The organism is Paraburkholderia lebeckiae (assembly GCF_014201005.1).
Classification (GTDB): Bacteria; Pseudomonadota; Gammaproteobacteria; order Burkholderiales; family Burkholderiaceae; genus Paraburkholderia; species Paraburkholderia tuberum.
Genome location: NZ_JACHDK010000003.1, coordinates 184,406 through 201,327 on the forward strand (window position 1 = coordinate 184,406; position 16,922 = coordinate 201,327).

Genomic DNA, 16,922 nt, shown 5'->3' on the forward strand with positions numbered 1-16,922 from the left:
CGAATTACCTAGTACAGCGTCAGATGCACCGGCGCGAGTCCTTCGATACGTCCGCTCACGGTGCCCGCCTCGCGCGGAAAGAACATGCCGGTGTACGAACCGGCGGTGATCACCATCTCCGGCGTCACCGCAATGCCGCGCGAACTCGCGTGATTGACGAGCCACGTCAACAGCCGCCGCGGATCGCCGGCAGGATTCGCGGGCGTCGTTTCGACGACATTGCCTCCGTTGAACGCGAAGCGCAGCGACGGCGCGACGAACGGAAAATCCTCGCGATACCGTGTGAATTCACCGACGATTAGCGCGCCATGATTCTGCAGGTCCGCGAGCTGCGCGAGTTTGTCGATGGCAGGCCACGCGGCATGGCGGCTCGCGACGATCTCGATGGTCGCGCCGATCGAGCCGATGCTACCGAGCACTTCGTCCTCGCGGTACGGTTTCGTGGACGGCTCGAAACGCTGGCCGAAACGGAACGCGACTTCGAGTTCGAGACCGAGCGGCGCGAAGCCTTCGCGCGACAGACGCGCGCCGTCGGCGTGCAGATCGGTGTCGGGCAATGGCGCGCCTTGAATCGGTCCGCTCGCCGATTTCGCGCCGATCTTCCAGCCGCCGATTCGCGCGCCGCACGCGCTCAAGATTTCGTGCTGGATTGCGTAGGCCGCGTCGGCATCGGAAGGAAGCAGCTCCGGCGGCAACGTATCGAGCACCGTGCGATTGCGACGCGCATCGGCAAGCAGCTGACTCAATGATGAAGTCATGTGTTACACGCCCATCCGGGTGGAAACGTGCGCCTTCTCCGACGCGCCAACTTCGAAGCGGCTCTCCGGCTGCATGCGGAACGCGAGCACGACGCCGATGCCCATCAGCAACATGCTGCCCAGGAACGGCAGATCCCAGTTGCCAAAGTGGTCGATCAGAAAGCCGCCCATCACCGGCGAGATGATCGCGGCGAGCGCCGAGCCCGTGTTCATCATGCCGCTCGCGGTGCCGGCGAATTCCGGCGCGATATCCATCGGGATCGCCCACATCGGGCCGATCGTCATCTCGGCGAAGAAGAAGCCCGACGCGAGACAGGCAATCGACAGCGTCAGGTCGTGCGTGAACATCAGAGGAATCAGCGACAGCAGGCAGAACAGCATGCACACCGACACCATCCAGCTGCGCGCGCGTTTGAGGCTGCCGGTGCGCTTGAAGATCGAATCGGTGACGATGCCGCCGAGCGTGTCGCCAATCACGCCCGCGAAGAACACGACCGACGCGAAGATCGCCGACTTCTTCAATTCCAGATGTTGGTTATGCAGGAAGTACAGCGGAATCCAGCTCAGGAACAGCCACAGCGTCCAGCCGTAGCAGAAGTAGACGATCGTGACCGGCGTCATGCGGCGAAACAGCTTGCCCCACGGCAGGCCGGAGACCTTCGGCTTCGGCGTGGGCAGCACCGCGAGTTCCTCGGCCGTGATGCGCGGATGATCTTTCGGATGCTCGGTGAACGTGAGCGCCCACATGACCACCCACACCAGACTTAGCCCGCCGCAGATAAAGAACGATTCACGCCAGCCCCAGTTGGTCATCACGATCACGATGAGCGCCGGCGCGACCGCATTGCCGACTCGCGACGCCGCGTGCGTGATGCCCTGCGCGAAGCCGCGCTTTTCCTTCGCGACCCAGCGCGACATCGCCGACGTTGCAGCCGGGAACGTCGCGCCTTCTCCGAAACCGAGCACGAGCCGCGCGGCGAGCAACGAAGCGAGCCCGCCCGCGAAGCCCGTGAACACCGTCGCGAGACCCCAGATGGCGCCACAGAACAGCAGCGTGCGTCGCGCGCCGAAGCGATCGCTGACCCAGCCGCCGATCACCTGAAACACCAGATACGGATATGCGAAGGCCGAGAACACGAGCCCGACCTGCGTATGCGTGAGATTGAATTCCTTGCCGAAACCCGCGGCCGCGGTGCTGACGTTTACGCGATCGAGGTACGTGATGAAGTACATGATGCAGAGCATCACTAGAACGATACTGGTCGCACTGGTCAAACGAAACCGCTTCATCGTCGCTCTCCATGGCATATGTCGACGGCGCGCCTGAAGTGGCGCGCTGCGTCCGTCGCCCGTCGGCCGCGAGAGCCGCTATGGACGCATTGCATGTTGTTCTGGCCGCGTTCTGCGCGCGGCTCGATGAGGGAAGCGCTCCCTGCGCCCGACAATCAAGCCGCGGCCTTCAACCCCGGCGTCTTCGGTGCCTGGCTCAGCCACTCCATCGCGGCCGGCATGCCGCTTTCCTTGAGCGGCACGCCAGCAAGCCGCAGACCCATTTCGCAACCAGCCAATGTCGCGAGCAGCATCAGATCGTTGCAATCGCCAAGATGGCCGATGCGGAACATGCGGCCTTTCATCTTGCCGAGGCCCGTGCCTAGCGACATGTCGAAGCGTTCGTAGATCAGCTTGCGCACCTCATCGGCATCGACACCGTCGGGCGTCATCACGCCCGTCAGCACGGGGCTATAGACGGCGGGATCGGCGCACTGGATTTCGAGCCCCCACGCGCGCACCGCGCGGCGCGTCGCTTCGGCGAGCCGCTCGTGACGCGCGAACACGTTGTCGAGCCCTTCGCCGAGAATCATCTCGATCGCTTCATGCAGTCCGTACAGCAGGTTCGTGTTCGGCGTGTACGGCCAGTAGCCGGATTTGTTCATGTCGACGATTTCCGTCCAGTCCCAGAAGCTGCGCGGCAGCTTCGCGTGCTGGCTGGCGGCCATCGCCTTCGGCGAGATCGCGTTGAAGCTGATGCCCGGCGGCAGCATCAAGCCCTTTTGCGAGCCCGACACGGTCACGTCGACACCCCATTCGTCATGACGATAATCAGCGCACGCGAGACCGGAGATCGTGTCGACGAGCAGCAGCGCCGGATGGCCCGCGGCGTCGATCGCGCGACGCACGGCGGCGATGTCGGACGTGACGCCGGTCGAGGTTTCGTTGTGCACGACGCAGACCGCCTTGATCGCATGCTGCGTGTCGGCGCGCAGACGCTCTTCGATCATCTGCGGCTGCACGCCGCGCCGCCAGCCTTCGATGCCTGGCAGCCCCAGGAATTCGGGCTTCAGGCCGAGCTTCTCGGCCATTTTTTGCCACAACGTCGCGAAGTGGCCGGTCTCGAACATCAGCACGTGATCGCCGGGGCTCAGCGTATTCGACAATGCGGCTTCCCATGCGCCCGTGCCGGACGCAGGATAGATGACGACCGGCTGCTGCGTCTTGAAGATCTTCTTGATACCGTCGAGCACCTTGAGACCCAGTTCGCCGAATTCGGGTCCGCGATGGTCGATGGTCGGATAGCTCATCGCGCGGAGAATGCGATCGGGCACCGGACTCGGCCCCGGAATCTGCAGGAAATGACGGCCAGCGGGATGAAAATCTAGCTTCAGCATCAGAGTCCTCCAATTGAATTTTGCATGCAAAAAACTATATCAGATGAACCGTGACGCTTCCAAGACGAAAATTGGCCGTTCAGGCCCGTGTTTACCCGCGTGTGGACACTGATTAACTAATCGATGCGGTTCCGATAAAATCCTATTCATATGAAGCTGAGGGTTTTTGTATGCAAAATTCGGATATCGATGCGGGTCTAACCGCTGGCCCGCTAATGCCGAAGGTCGAGCGTCAGCGCCTGCACGACACGGTGGTGGAGCACATCCGCCGCTTTATCGTCGAGGGAGCGTTGGAGCCCGGCAAGAAACTGAACGAGCGGGAGTTGTGCGAAACGCTCGGCATTTCGCGCACGCCGCTGCGCGAGGCGCTGAAGGTGCTGGCCGCCGAAGGTCTGATCGAAATTTCGCCGAACCGGGGCGCGTCGGTATCGAAGATGTCGGAAGCGGAAGTGCGCGAAACCTTCGAATTGATGAGCGGCCTCGAAGCGTTTTCCGGCGAACTCGCGGCCGAGCGCATAACGGCGGCCGAACTCGCAGAGATCAAGGCGCTGCATTACGCGATGCTGGCGTGCCGCGCGCAGAACGATCTGCCGGGCTACTACAGTCGCAACCAGGCGATCCACGACAAGATCAACGAAGCGGCGAGAAATTCGGCGCTGCGGCAGACGTATGTGTCGGTCAACCGGCGGCTGCAGGCGCTGCGCTTTCGCTCGAACTATCAGACGCCGAAGTGGGACCGCGCGATTCACGATCACGATGAAATGCTGAAGGCGCTCGAGGCTCGCGACGGCAAGAAGCTCAGCGCGATTTTGCGGCAGCATCTGCTTGATAAGCGGGATGCGGTTTTGCAGGTGCAGGTGCCGGAGGAGGTGGTCGCTTCGGCCTCCGTGTTGAAGACGTGATGCGGACAACTGATGCCGAATCCCGCTCCTCGCCACTCCGTCGGCAAACAAAACTTGTCCACCTAAATTGTTGGCAAGCCTGTGGACAACCTTCGCACAGCGAGCTTAAGTGCTTGAAGCGTGAGAACTATCCGCGCGCGGTGCACGCGTAGGCAGTGAGCGTCGCTACGGAGTCCGTGATACTGGCGAGTGCGCTTAGCAAGGATGCCGTATCGCTCGCGCCGACCTCGAAGTCCAGTTGTCCACATAATTTGGGAACAAGCTTGTGGACAACCTGCGCACAGGCCTGCCAAGTGTTTGATGCGGCAGGCCTATCGTGCGCGGATGCGGGAGCGGGCAGCGGCGCGGCACCTCACGCGATGCAAGCCAACGGCCGCGCCCTCCACCCTCGATTTCACTGCGTCGTCTCACGACTGCGCAACGACTCCGGCAACCCATACAGCACGATCAGCGCGCACACCACGCTCATCGCGCCGATCACATACAGCGCCGGCGTCGTGCTGCCGGTCAGATTCTTCACGCGTCCGACCATCACCGGGTTCACGATCCCGCCGAGTTGCCCGAGCGTGTTGATCAACGCGATACAGCGCGGCGCCCGCGCCCGTCAGCAGCTTTGGCGGCAGCGCCCAGAATGCCGGGATCGACGCGACCACGCCCGCGCCCATCACGGCAAGCGCGACCACCAGCAAGGTGGTCTGCTTGTCGAAGAATCCCGCGGCGAAGAAGCCGAGTGCCGACATCGTCCGACCGGCGCCCGACCACCACCATGCCGATCGTTCCGCACACATAAGGCACCGCAGTCAGCAGCCCGACCACGGTGGGATTCTTCGTGCCCGCCACGTGAATCAGATGCGGTGCCCAGAAATTCAGGCCGTACGACGCGACCTGAATCAGGACGTACACGAGCCCAAGCGTCAGGAAGCCCGGCTTTTTCAACGCGCCCAGCAGCGAATGGCCGGTCTCTGCCGGGCGGCTTTGCTGCGCGATCTGCGCAGCGAGCAGGCTCTTTTCCGCCGACGACAGCCAGCCCGCGTCGTCGATGCGATCCTTCAGCTTCAGCGCCAGCAGACCGAGCACGACGCACGACAAGCCGCCGAGCAGGAACAGCCAGTGCCAACCGGGCATGCCGAGCACGCCGTCCATATGGCCGATCACAAGCCCCCGCGAGCAGTTGGTCGAACGACTCGGCCTGGAGCGTGGAAAACGTGACGCCGCATGAATTCGTCGAACGCGCGCGCGTGGATGCCGCATGCAAGCTGCTCGAAAGCAGCGCCGCGGCGCTGAAGACGATCGCCTACGATTGCGGCTTTGGCACCGCCGACCGCATGCGCATCGTGTTTACGAAGCGGCTTGGCATGACGCCGATGCAGTATCGCGAGCGCTTTCGCCCGGTGTGAATACGGCGTGAGAAAATCATCGACTCTGCAAGACAACGATCACCAGGAACGACATGACCTCCTCTTCTCCAATTCGCGCGATCGTCACCGGCCATACGCGCGGCCTGGGCGCGGCGCTCACGGAACAACTGCTCGCGCGCAACGTCACGGTGCTGGGTCTGTCGCGCTCGCGGCATGCCGCGCTGAAGGCGCGCTTTGCCGCGCAACTCGAAGAGATCGAGCTGCCGCTGGCCGAGCCCGCACGCGTCGCGCAATGGATCGCCACCGACGCACTGAGCAACTTCGTGCGCGGCGCGCAGACGGTGCTGCTGATCAACAACGCGGGCATGGTGCAGCCGATCGGGCCCATCGAAGGACAGGACGCCGCGAACGTCGCGGACGCGGTGAGCCTGAACGTCGCGACGCCGCTGATGCTCGCGAGCGCGCTCGCCGCCGCGGCCGTCGACGCAACCGACCGCCGCATCGTGCACATTTCGAGCGGCGCGGCGCGCAACGCGTATCCGGGCTGGAGCATCTATTGCGCGACCAAGGCCGCGCTCGATCATCACGCGCGCGCCGTCGCGCTCGACGCGAATCGCGCCCTGCGCATCTGCAGCCTCGCGCCGGGTGTGATCGATACGGACATGCAGGCGCAAATTCGCGGTAGCGGCGAAGAGCAGTTCCCGATGCGCCAGCGCTTCGACGAGCTGAAACGCAACGGCCAACTGTCGACGCCCGAGCAATGCGCGGCGCAGCTGATCGACTATGCGCTCAGCGATGCGTTCGGGCAGACGCCGGTCGCGGACATTCGCGAGATCGCGAAATCGGCCTGAACGGCCTATTGCTGCCGGGCATTTGCGCTCCCGAAAATCCTCACCTCAAGCACGGAGCGGTGGCGGATCGGCGTCAGTTACCGTCGGCATTGCTCCCGAAATGCCTCACCTTTGAGGTGAAAAGAGGACTCGAAGGGGCATTTCAGCGAGCGCATTGCGGCGCTCACACACCGGTCCCGAAAACCCTCACCTTTGATCGAACGCAGCCGATTCGCATCGCCGATGCCGGCCGCGTACGCGGCAGATCGCCTGGACATTCAACGACTTACGTTACACAACGGGCGCACGGTCACCGCGACGGATGCAATGATTGGCGACTGCACGAAGCGCGTTTTGTACGTCAGCACGACGTGCCGTCGCCCGATACAGCATCGACGGCTCCCGAATATCCTCACCTATGGCTGACAGGCATAAATGCGCGCATTCCCGCGAGCCTCTTGCCGCGCGGTTTGTGCCGTTCCTGGCCCGGCCGGTTAGTTGCAAAAGAACCGCCTCGCACGACTCCCGAAAATCCTCACCTTTGACGCGATGCACGCGCCACGTTCATTCGATCGGCGCGTTCTTCAGCCCATGCACCGCGACGACGTTCTTCATCGCGTCGACGATCGCCGTTCTAACCTGCGCGGGCAGATGGCCGCAAATTTCGTCGTCGTTCTGATCATCCAATTGCGCGCGCCGCCTTCGCCGGCTTCCGGATAGACGGCCTGACCGCATGACGCCTCAGACGGAAACGTTGCATCGACGTGGGCGAACCTGACGAAAAGGAAGCAACGTTGGGAATGCGATATTAGTTGCTCAGGAAACCATTCGCAATTTGTAGCACCGTCCAGGCGACTCCCGAATTCCCTCACCTTCATTTGAAGTGCGCGTACAGGTGCGCACATTCTCACCTCGGCGGCTCCCGAATCTTCTCACCTATCAGTATCGGCGCGTGCGCCGCAGAATATAATCGGGGCCGACGGTCGATGACTCGTCGCGAGGCGGTGGTGCGTTGCGCCGCCTCTTCCCCGCTGGCAGCACGCGGCTCGAACGGCAGTTCCTGACAAACCGGCAAAGGAGGAAGAATGAAAACAAACGGCGCGAGCAGAATCATCGGTGCAATGTTCGCGGTGGCCATCGCGACTTGCGCGACCTATGCAAACGCACAGACGCGCGAGATGCCGAACGACGCGTCGATGCAAAGCCAGTCGGTCCCAGCGGCTTCGAACCGGAACAACAACCGGTCCGACAGCGCGATCGTCCGCGACGTCCGCCGCGCATTCACGCGCACCACGAACCTCAATTCGGCGAACATCCGTGTCGAAGCGCGTCACGGCATCGTTACGCTGACCGGCACCGTGCCGCGGCAATCGCAAATTGCGCGAGCCGGCAACGCCGCGCGATCGGTTCGCGGCGTCACAAGCGTGCATAACCGGCTGACCGAGCGACGGCGCGCCAATCAGTGAGCACGGCGTGGTGGCATCGGCCGGACGGATCGGTGCCCTGTTCGACCTACCCCCATATCGGCCTCGACCCGCATGTCATTCAAAGTGCCCACCGTCGCGCGCCGCACATTTTTTCTGCTCTGCTTAAGAAACAGGTTGACCTCGGCGGAAGGCGAACCCTAGAATTCAAAAATCATCACCAATGGGGCTTACGCCTTGGACACCTGCAGTAGCCGACTTTCGAACAGATTCGCTGCCTGACCGGCAGGACGTCCGCGCTCTCTTCATCAGCCGCCGTCTTGCCAGCTGGCAGACGGTGCGCGCCGCAGATTCTTCCCGTGCACCTAAAGTAACGTCGTATCCGCACGACAGGAACGCCGCGTTCAAGCGCGTTCCCGCGCCGATACGGCGTCGCATCGCGAGCTTTGCGCTTGCGGTCGCGTTTGCGCGCGTTGTCAGTCAACGCAATCAGTTCAACGCAATGCGCGCGAACGCGTGGATAAACACGTGCGTAGCGAACGTGCGTAGCCAACGCTTCAGACGCTCGAATGCAGTCCCCGCTACACACCGACAAGGAGCCGCCATGCCCGACAGTGACAGTTATCACTTATGCCGCTTCCCCGTTCTATTAACTGAGGAAAGCGAGTAGACCTCCACCGCCGCGCCTGGACATACGCGGCCTCCGTGTCTGCTGGCTTTCCACCAGCGCGTCGAAACCGGCGCACGGAGATCCCTCATGCAATTCGGCCTTCTTCTTTCGCAGTTCCCGCGTGTGCAGGAATCGCGCGCCCATTACGACGGCATGCTCGTGCTGCACGCACCGCATCCGTTCATCGCCTTCTGCCGTCGCGTGATGTCGCGCGTGGCATAGCGTTTCGCGATCCGACCTTCGACAAATACAACCAGGAGAGAACGACATGTCTACTCCGACGAACATTTCCTCCGCGCGCAGTGCCGTGCTCGATTCGGCACACGTCGGCGATATCAAGGGCGCGCTCGGCACGATCGCTCACCATGACATCGCGCCACGCACGAGCTGGTGGGCGCGCCTGCGCACGCTGCTCGCGATCCTCGGCCCCGGTCTGATCGTGATGGTCGGCGACAACGACGCGGGCGCATTCGGCATCTACACGCAGGCCGGCCAGAACTACGGCACCACGTTGCTGTGGACAATGCTGTTGCTGGTGCCGGTGCTGTTCGTCAATCAGGAGATGGTGTTGCGGCTCGGCGCGGTCACGGGCGTGGGCCACGCGCGGCTTATTTTCGAGCGCTTCGGCAAGTTCTGGGGCGCGTTCAGCGTCGTCGATCTGTTCCTGCTGAACGCGCTAACCATCGTGACGGAATTCATCGGCATCACGTTCGTGCTCGACTTCTTCGGCGTCTCGAAGATCGCGGGCGTGTGCATCGCCGCGGCGCTGACGATGGCCGCCGTCAGCACCGGCGACTTCCGCCGCTTCGAGCGTTTCGCGGTCGCGCTGTGCGTGTTGAGCCTGCTGCTCGTGCCGGTGCTCGTGTCGATTCATCCGCCGGTCAGCCAGATCGCGCGCGACTTCGTCATTCCGAACTGGCCCGCGCACTCGAAGCTGTCCGACGTGATGTTGCTCGTAATCGGCATCGTCGGCACGACGGTAGCTCCGTGGCAGCTGTTCTTCCAGCAAAGCTATGTGGTCGACAAGCGCATCACGCCGCGCTTCATGAACTACGAAAAAGCCGACCTGTGGATCGGCATCGTGTTCGTACTGATCGGCGCGGTCGCGATGATCTCGTTCAGCGCGGCGCTGTTCGACGGACGGCCCGGGTTCGGCAACTTCACGGACGCGGGCGGTGTGATCGCTGGTCTCGAGAGATACGCGGGACGTACCTCGGCCGTGCTGTTCGCGATCGCGCTGTTCGACGCGTGCGTGATCGGCGCGGCGGCTGTGTCGCTATCGACCGCCTATGCGATCGGCGACGTGTTCAAGATCCGCCATTCGCTGCACCGTAGCGTGTCGGATGCGAAGGGCTTCTACGTCGTGTACTTCGCGATCGTCGCGGCCGCCGCGGCATTGGTGCTGATTCCAGGCAGCCCGCTCGGTCTCTTGACCGAAGCGGTGCAGACACTCGCCGGCGTACTGCTGCCGAGCGCGACCGTGTTCCTGCTGCTGCTGTGCAACGATCGCGCGGTGCTCGGTCCGTGGGCCAATTCGAAGAAGCTCAATCTGTTTACCGGCGCGGTGATCTGGGTGCTCGTGATGCTGTCGATCATCCTGACCGCGTCGGTGATCTATCCGGACATCGCGGCGGAAACGATCATCGAAGTGCTGGCGGGCGGCACGTCGCTCGCGGTCGTCGGGTATGTGGCGAGCTTCGGGATGCGCAAGCTGCGCGGCGAGTCCGCGGCCGAGCCGGCTCCGGTCTATGCGAAGGACGCGCGCAACACGTGGCGCATGCCGCCGCTCGACGAACTGCCGCCGCCGCGTTTGACGCTCGCCAAACGCGTCTGGATGAGCGTGCTGCGCGGCTATCTGCTGCTCGCGATCGCGCTCGTGATCGTCAAGGTCGTGCAGATGGCGTTGCTGAAGTAGTGCGAATGGTGAGGAGTTCCAGGAGGTCCGGGCAATGGTGAGGTTTTACGGGAGCCATGTCCGGAGCGACATCGTAAGCGCTGCCGGAGCCTGAACCGGCCGGCAGCGCTTCAAATGACCCATTGCCCCGTCCACGCGCGCGGCACCCGGTGAAAATTCCGGTCGAAGTAAATCAGGCTGTCGCCGTCGGTGCGCACGCGAATCTGCGTGGTCTCCACGAACATGACCGAGTGCGAGCCGACTTCCTTCGCTGCCACGATCTTCCCCTGCAAGCTCGCGAGCGCGCCGCGTAGCACCGGCACGTCGCTTTCTCCCTGATCCCAGACAGGCAGCTTGAAGCGATCCTCCATCGAAAGACTGGTCATGCCCGCAAAGTGCCGCGCGATACTTTCGAGGCTCGCGGGCAGCACGTTGATACACGCATCACGATTTCCGACGAACACCGCGTGCATCGCGCTCACCGGTTCAGGCAGATCAGCAGCGTCGGCGGCGTGTCGGTGACCGAGCACACCGCGCTCGCGGTGATGTCGCAGCAGCCGTGCGGGGCCGCCGTGGTGATCACGTTGACCGCCGCGCCGAGGTGCGCCATCGCCTGTCTGAACTGCTGGCGGTTTTCATCGATCCCGGCATCAACTTGTACTGGTTGGCTCGACATATTGAAGTCTCCTGTGTTCGGTTGCCAGTCATCGCGAGATGAACCGGTAGCGTTAGCGAGGCTTTGCGGCCGCTTTTCGGCCGGCTATCATGAAAGCCCTCTGACGATCATTCCCGCGTGCCTTTTCCATGCACGCGTCTGCCCATTCCAATGCCGCGAAGCGACCGCCCCCCGTCACCGATGCCGCCCCCATCGTCTATATCGTCGACGACGAGAACGGCATGCGCACGTCGCTCGCGTGGCTGCTCGAATCGGTCGGCATCCAGTCGCAGGGCTTCGTCAGCGCCGCGGATTTCCTGCGCGCCTTCGACATCAACGTGCCCGGCTGTCTCGTGCTGGACGTCCGCATGCCGGTGGTGAGCGGCTTCGACGTGCAGGAAGAACTGAACCGTCGCGGCGCAACCTTGCCGATCATTTTCGTCAGCGGCCACGGCGATATTCCGATGTCGGTGCGCGCTTTGCAGCACGGTGCGATCGACTTCGTCGAGAAGCCGTACAACTCGCAACAGATGCTCGAGCGCATTCAACGCGCGATGAAACTCGCGTCCCGGCGTCACGCGAAACACATGCGCCAACTCGAAATTACCCGGCAACTCGGATTTGCGAGGGGAAACTCAGAACGAGTGAGGTGCGGCCCCCTGGGTCTCAAGACACCCGGATCCGACCGTGAGGCCGCATGCCGGTATTAGGTCGACGGGGCGATCGGCAGCATCAGACTGATCGGTTCGCGACGTAGGCCAGCGGATGATCGCGAATAAACGCGATCATCCATTCGGTCCGCGGTCGAGTTCCGCCTCACCGATCCATTTCCAAAGCCTCTCATTCGACAACCCCAAACTTCACCGCGTTCGGGCAGATCGCCGCCCGCGCTTCACGAATTAGATGAAAGAGTGAGTGCGCCGTATCTGGAGAGGTAACGAACCGGCGCGTCACCGAGAAGAAGTTTGAATGCGGCGGAAAAAGCACTTGTACTGCTGTATCCCAGGTCGACAGACACATCCTTTACGCTCGCGCCCTGGCTCAGCCGAGATAGTGCATCGAGCACACAAACCTGCTGCTTCCAGGCTACGAAACTAACGCCAGTTGCTTCTCGGAACTGCCGGGTAAACGTCCGGCGACTCATATTAGCCAGATTTGCCATTTTCTCGATCGACATCGCCTGTGTCGGCGCATCCAGTAGGTACCGACATGCCTTGGATAGCCTCGGGTCTTGTGGCACCGGCACGCTTAAAGGCAGTCGCGGCATACCACTCAATTCGTCAAGCAAGATCGCCTCAAGGCGTGCGCGCCGCATGCGCGCACCGGTCGGTAACGCCAGCATGGCATCAAACAGTTGTCTAAGTAGATCGGACACGCCATAGACCTGACAGGAAGGCGGTAACGCAGCCATCCGGGCTGCGTCGTGCCCGATAAATGTATTCAGCATCGTGACCGACCCGTGCATATGCATTTCGTGGCTGATTTGGGAGGGAACCCAGATCGCCCGATGTGCCGGGACAATCCAGTTCCCTTTATCCGTAAATACGGAGACACAGCCGGTCGCTGCGTATGCAAATTGACCTTCGTCGTGAGAATGCCGGCCGAAAACATCACCTGGCCTGAATTTGAGGGCTGTCACATCAATTGCGGTCGACTCGACGTTCATCATTGTTTTCTGTTTTCCCATGTAAGGCGAATCGGTTTCGCTCCACAACGCTAGTCTCAAAAAAAGATCCCGCGTGGTGCGCGAGTCTACTCCGTGAAACTTTTGTTGCATGATGCTTGTGGCCTTATTTTGACATATAACGGCCCAATTTTGTAATTAAAGATTGTTGACGACACGCTAGTATCTTTGTCGAGAGCACACAAATCGAGCTGGTACAAATGGAAAAATCTCTAGTTAGCGTATCTCGCCAAAAAAACGTTTTGTTGGTAGGCCTAAATAGGCCGGAAAAGCGCAATGCAATGCCAAAATCAATGCTGCTAGAGTTGCGTGAAATATTTTCAACTATTCCCGATGATATCGGAGCGGCGGTGCTTTACAGTACCAGCCAGCACTTTTGCTCGGGTCTCGACCTCACAGAAGTTAAAGGGCAATCCGTTATCGATTGTTTCAATTTTTTCCGGCAATGGCACGAGGTCTTTCATCTTATCCAGTTTGGGAAGGTCCCAGTTATCGCAGCCATTTCCGGTGCGGCTATTGGTGCCGGCCTCGAAATTGCAACCGCCTGCCATATCCGTGTGGTGGATGAAAGCGCGTACTTTTCTTTGCCTGAAGGCGCGCGTGGTTTGTATGTCGGCGTTGGTGCTTCTGTCCGCTTTCCCCGACTGGCTGGCACGGCATTAATGATGGACATGATGCTTACTCGACGCCCTCTCGCGGCCGCAGAAAGCGTGTCGCGAGGTGTCGCGCAATATCTGGTGCCAACTGGTGCGGCGGTAGATAAGGCAGTCGAGCTGGCTACTATCGCCGCTCAAAATCTTCCCATGACGAATCACGCGATCATCCATGCGCTGCCGCGAATTGTTGAGCAAGGTCATGATGAAGGCTTGTACACAGAAGCGCTGATTGCATCAGTGGTCCAATCAGGTCCCGAGACATCCGTACTCATGGATGCTTTCCTGAATCGCAAGAAAGCTTGAATCCGTCCGGGAAAGACTGTTCGACAGATCCGACTCGCAACAGGGCCTTGCCATGCTCCAGCGGCCCTCGAGGATAGTAGAGCAAAAAATGCACCGGCCGGCCGCCAGACAAGGAATGTTCCGATTCCCAAACATCTTCCTTACCCTACGAATCTGCATAACTTCGGATGACTAATATGTGTGGTTACGTTGCAATTTTCTCTAAACAACCGCGCGAGTTCGCGCCCAACCAACTCGACGCAGCGATGGCCGCGATTCACCATCGGGGACCCGATAGCCAAAGCACCTGGTTCGACCCCAAGGGGAAAGTCGCGTTCGGCTACGTGCGGCTCGGGCTGGTCGGACTCAGCAATGGTACCCAGCCGATCGTGGCTGATGAAGGCGACCTTGTCATGATGGTCAACGGCGAGTTCTACGACTACGCCCGCATCCGCTCCAAACTGGAAGAACAGGGATGTCGGTTCAAGACCTCGTCGGACAGCGAAATTGCAATGCATCTTTATCGCCGGCACGGGGTTCGTGGACTCAAGCAGTTGCGGGGCGAGTTCGCGATCTTGATATACGATCGGCTCCGCGGTACGTTGTTCGCCGCTCGAGACCGGATTGGCGTGAAGCCACTCTATTACGCGGAGCATGATGGAGCAATCTACTTCGGCTCCGAAGTTAAGGCGATGGTGGCTGCGGGGCTTCCGGCACGATGGGACCACGAAGCCTATGCGAACCGCGGTTTCACCCTTCGAGACCGGACGCTGTTCAATGGGGTGCGTAGCGTAAAGCCCGGAACCTTCCTGCTCACAGACAACTGCGGCCTGCAGGAGAAGACCTATTGGGACTGGCAGTTCCCCGCTCGCGAAAACATCGACCACGAACAAACCGAAGTGTCGATGATCGAGCGTGTGCGCAATACCGTCGAGGATGCGGTACGTCTTCGGTTGCACGCTGACGTACCCGTTGGCGTCTCGCTTAGCGGCGGCCTGGATTCTTCCGCCATGCTCGGCTTGGCGACGACTCTTTCGAAAAAACCTTTGCAGGCATTTCACCTGTCGTTTGAGGGAGCAGATGGGTACGACGAGCGGCGCTATGCGGAGATAGCCGCAAAGCACAACGATGCTGAGCTCCATGTGCTTTCGGTCAGTCAGGACGATCTGGCTGATCATTTCGAAGACGCACTGTGGCATACGGAAATACCGTTCTCCAATGCTCACAGCATCGCCAAATACATGCTTTGCAAGTTCATTCAAAGCAAGGGCATGCGAGCTGTGCTAACTGGAGAAGGGGCGGACGAGGTATTCGCGGGCTACCCGCATTACCGTCGTGACATGGTCCAATTCAATAACGAACACCAAAACCGGGACGAAATCCAGCGCCTCGCGGACAGGATGGCTACGCAGGGCGAGCGCTTCCTCGAGGAACCAACCAACGACGTGCGGTGGGTGAACAGCAATCTCGGTCACAGCATTTCGTGGATCGAGACGCAGTCGGCGCTGTTCCGGCCGTTGATGGGATTTTACAAGAACGGCTATCGCGAACGCTTTGCGCACGCGTCACCCTATCGGCAGTTCTACGACCGTCTGGGAGGCGGGAGCTTCGACGAGTGGGACCCGGTCAACAAGTCCCTCTACGCGGTTGCCAAATCGAGCTTGCCCAATCTCGTCCTGACGACATTGGGTGACCGGCTGGAGATGGCGGGAAGCCTCGAGGGAAGGCCGCCGCTTCTCGATCACCGGGTTGTGGAGGCTGCGGCCACGCTGCCGGTCTGGATGAAGATTCGCGGTGGTGTCGAGAAATATGCCTTGCGCGAAGCGATGCGTCCGTATTTGCCACAGGAGATCTACGACCGGAAGAAGCAATACTTCCGCGCACCTCCATCGCTCCTGAACCCAGCCTCGAAGATGTTCCAACTGATCGCAGACACATTATCCAGCCCGCTGCTGAGTTCATTACCGTTCTTTGAGGTGTCGCTTGTGCGCGACTTCCTCATTACCGCCCGGTCGCTGCCGGCAGCACAACGCGCTGCGGCCGACCATGTCCTGATGGAGATCGCCGGGCTTTGCCTGCTGCAAAAACGCTTTTCGCTGAGCTAGTACCACTTGACCGGTCCTTGATATTTCCTTACCCAAGGGCCGGTCTTTCCAGTGGATCGTTTCGTGTGTCCCACGCAGGCCGCAGCACTTCTTTACCTGGAGAAAGCATGGAGAAGAAACACTTAACCCTCGCGTTACTCGTCACCTTCGTATGGGGCATCAATTTTCCCATCACCAAACTCGGTCTGGATTCAATGGATCCGTTTGTGCTGACCGGTGTCCGTTTCGCGCTCGCCGCCATTCCGCTGGTCTTTTTTATCCGCAGACCGTCGGTCCATTTCGGTTATGTGGCAGCGTATGGGTTGATATTTGGCGTTGGCATGTGGGGAGCCATCAACTACGGAATCGCAGCAGGCGTAGCTCCAGGCATCGCATCGCTGATCATCCAGTTGAGCGCATTTTTCACGATGTTTTGGGGGGCGTTGCTGTTTCGCGAGACCTTACGTCCTGCGCAGTGGATTGGCGCCTTCGTGGTGCTGCTTGGACTGGCCGGAATCTTCCTCGCGCAAAAAGGTGCACACCAGATCTTCGGCATTGCGTTGATCGTTCTGAGCGCAGTTTCGTGGAGCGTTGGCAACGTGCTTATCAAAAAGTCCGGGGTGAAGGAAATCTTCTCCTTCATGGTCTGGGCTAGCCTCTTTCCGCCCATTCCACTGCTGCTCGGGACCTGGCTGGTAGAGGGGGCACATCCGTTCGTGGTCACTTGGCAAAACATCAACGGCATTGCCTTGTTCTCGCTCGTCTTCCAAGTTTACCTTGCTACCCACTTCTCGTACTGGGGATGGAACTCGCTGATGAAGCTTTATCCGGTATCGACGGTTGCCCCGCTGTCGCTGATGATCCCGGTGTTTGGAATCGTAACTTCGATGCTCCTTATCGGGGAGCAAGTACATCCGGTCGAACTGGTTTCGATTGTGGTTATTATTGCAGGCCTCGCCATCGGCATGTACAGGAGGGGCAACGCGCCAGTTTCGGTGCGGACAGCTTCCTCGAGCGCGTCGAAGGCTTGATGCTGCCATAGAGCGCTTCCGTCCGGCA

13 protein-coding genes and 4 pseudogenes are annotated in these 16,922 nt (G+C 60.7%); 10 read left to right on the forward strand and 7 right to left on the reverse strand.

Going from position 1 to position 16,922, the window contains the following annotated elements; all coding sequences use genetic code 11:
- Positions 1-8: 8 nt before the first annotated feature.
- The 3 genes from HDG39_RS07360 to HDG39_RS07370 form a co-directional block, all read right to left on the reverse strand.
- Positions 9-758, reverse strand: coding sequence for a 2-keto-4-pentenoate hydratase (locus HDG39_RS07360; RefSeq protein ID WP_184004478.1), 750 nt, complete (start codon positions 756-758; stop codon positions 9-11).
- 3 nt (positions 759-761) lie between these two features.
- Entirely contained in the window at positions 762-2,048 is a 1,287-nt protein-coding gene (locus HDG39_RS07365) for an MFS transporter (RefSeq protein ID WP_184004480.1), read from the reverse strand.
- 155 nt (positions 2,049-2,203) lie between these two features.
- On the reverse strand, positions 2,204-3,424 hold the full coding sequence (locus HDG39_RS07370; RefSeq protein WP_184004482.1) for a pyridoxal-phosphate-dependent aminotransferase family protein: 1,221 nt from the start codon (positions 3,422-3,424) through the stop codon (positions 2,204-2,206).
- 170 nt (positions 3,425-3,594) lie between these two features.
- Here HDG39_RS07370 and HDG39_RS07375 point away from each other — a divergent pair, with 170 nt between their 5' ends.
- A complete protein-coding gene (locus tag HDG39_RS07375; RefSeq protein ID WP_184004484.1) occupies positions 3,595-4,326 on the forward strand; it encodes a GntR family transcriptional regulator in 732 nt (243 codons plus the stop codon).
- A gap of 394 nt (positions 4,327-4,720) precedes the next feature.
- Here the strand turns inward: HDG39_RS07375 and HDG39_RS07380 are convergent.
- Positions 4,721-5,487 (reverse strand): annotated as a pseudogene (locus tag HDG39_RS07380) (MFS transporter); the annotation flags it as partial.
- Positions 5,488-5,528: 41 nt separating this feature from the next.
- On the opposite strand from HDG39_RS07380, the pseudogene HDG39_RS07385 reads away from it, so the two are divergent.
- Positions 5,529-5,723: pseudogene (locus HDG39_RS07385) on the forward strand (helix-turn-helix domain-containing protein); the annotation flags it as partial.
- Positions 5,724-5,776: 53 nt separating this feature from the next.
- Positions 5,777-6,535, forward strand: a complete 759-nt coding sequence (locus HDG39_RS07390) for an SDR family oxidoreductase (RefSeq protein ID WP_184004486.1) — start codon at positions 5,777-5,779, stop codon at positions 6,533-6,535.
- Between the two features lie 543 nt (positions 6,536-7,078).
- Here the strand turns inward: HDG39_RS07390 and HDG39_RS07395 are convergent.
- Positions 7,079-7,201: a hypothetical protein gene (locus tag HDG39_RS07395; protein ID WP_260327574.1), complete on the reverse strand. Its 123-nt coding sequence runs from the start codon at positions 7,199-7,201 to the stop codon at positions 7,079-7,081.
- 398 nt (positions 7,202-7,599) lie between these two features.
- Here HDG39_RS07395 and HDG39_RS07400 point away from each other — a divergent pair, with 398 nt between their 5' ends.
- The 3 genes from HDG39_RS07400 to HDG39_RS07405 all read left to right on the forward strand — a co-directional run bounded on the left by HDG39_RS07400 (position 7,600) and on the right by HDG39_RS07405 (position 10,523).
- Positions 7,600-7,980 carry a BON domain-containing protein gene (locus tag HDG39_RS07400; protein WP_018424054.1) on the forward strand — a complete coding sequence of 127 codons (381 nt, stop codon included), beginning with the start codon at positions 7,600-7,602 and terminating at the stop codon, positions 7,978-7,980.
- 715 nt (positions 7,981-8,695) lie between these two features.
- Complete coding sequence (locus tag HDG39_RS34925; protein WP_018424053.1) at positions 8,696-8,830, forward strand: hypothetical protein; 135 nt, start codon at positions 8,696-8,698, stop codon at positions 8,828-8,830.
- Between the two features lie 46 nt (positions 8,831-8,876).
- The gene (locus tag HDG39_RS07405; RefSeq protein WP_184004488.1) at positions 8,877-10,523 is read left to right on the forward strand and encodes an NRAMP family divalent metal transporter; all 1,647 of its coding nucleotides are present in this window, start codon (positions 8,877-8,879) and stop codon (positions 10,521-10,523) included.
- A 110-nt stretch (positions 10,524-10,633) separates the two neighbouring features.
- Here HDG39_RS07405 and HDG39_RS07410 read toward each other — a convergent pair.
- Positions 10,634-11,178 (reverse strand): annotated as a pseudogene (locus HDG39_RS07410) (flavin reductase).
- Between the two features lie 128 nt (positions 11,179-11,306).
- On the opposite strand from HDG39_RS07410, the pseudogene HDG39_RS07415 reads away from it, so the two are divergent.
- A pseudogene (locus HDG39_RS07415) lies at positions 11,307-11,745 on the forward strand (response regulator transcription factor); the annotation flags it as partial.
- A gap of 304 nt (positions 11,746-12,049) precedes the next feature.
- On the opposite strand, the gene HDG39_RS07420 reads toward HDG39_RS07415, so the two are convergent.
- Positions 12,050-12,823, reverse strand: a complete 774-nt coding sequence (locus HDG39_RS07420) for an AraC family transcriptional regulator (RefSeq protein ID WP_184005207.1) — start codon at positions 12,821-12,823, stop codon at positions 12,050-12,052.
- Positions 12,824-13,041: 218 nt separating this feature from the next.
- Here HDG39_RS07420 and HDG39_RS07425 point away from each other — a divergent pair, with 218 nt between their 5' ends.
- The 3 genes from HDG39_RS07425 to HDG39_RS07435 all read left to right on the forward strand — a co-directional run bounded on the left by HDG39_RS07425 (position 13,042) and on the right by HDG39_RS07435 (position 16,894).
- Positions 13,042-13,800 carry a crotonase/enoyl-CoA hydratase family protein gene (locus tag HDG39_RS07425; protein ID WP_184004494.1) on the forward strand — a complete coding sequence of 253 codons (759 nt, stop codon included), beginning with the start codon at positions 13,042-13,044 and terminating at the stop codon, positions 13,798-13,800.
- Between the two features lie 176 nt (positions 13,801-13,976).
- Entirely contained in the window at positions 13,977-15,884 is a 1,908-nt protein-coding gene (asnB, locus tag HDG39_RS07430; protein ID WP_184004497.1) for an asparagine synthase (glutamine-hydrolyzing), read from the forward strand.
- Positions 15,885-15,991: 107 nt separating this feature from the next.
- Positions 15,992-16,894, forward strand: a complete 903-nt coding sequence (locus tag HDG39_RS07435) for an EamA family transporter (protein ID WP_184004500.1) — start codon at positions 15,992-15,994, stop codon at positions 16,892-16,894.
- The last annotated feature ends 28 nt before the right edge of the window (positions 16,895-16,922 follow it).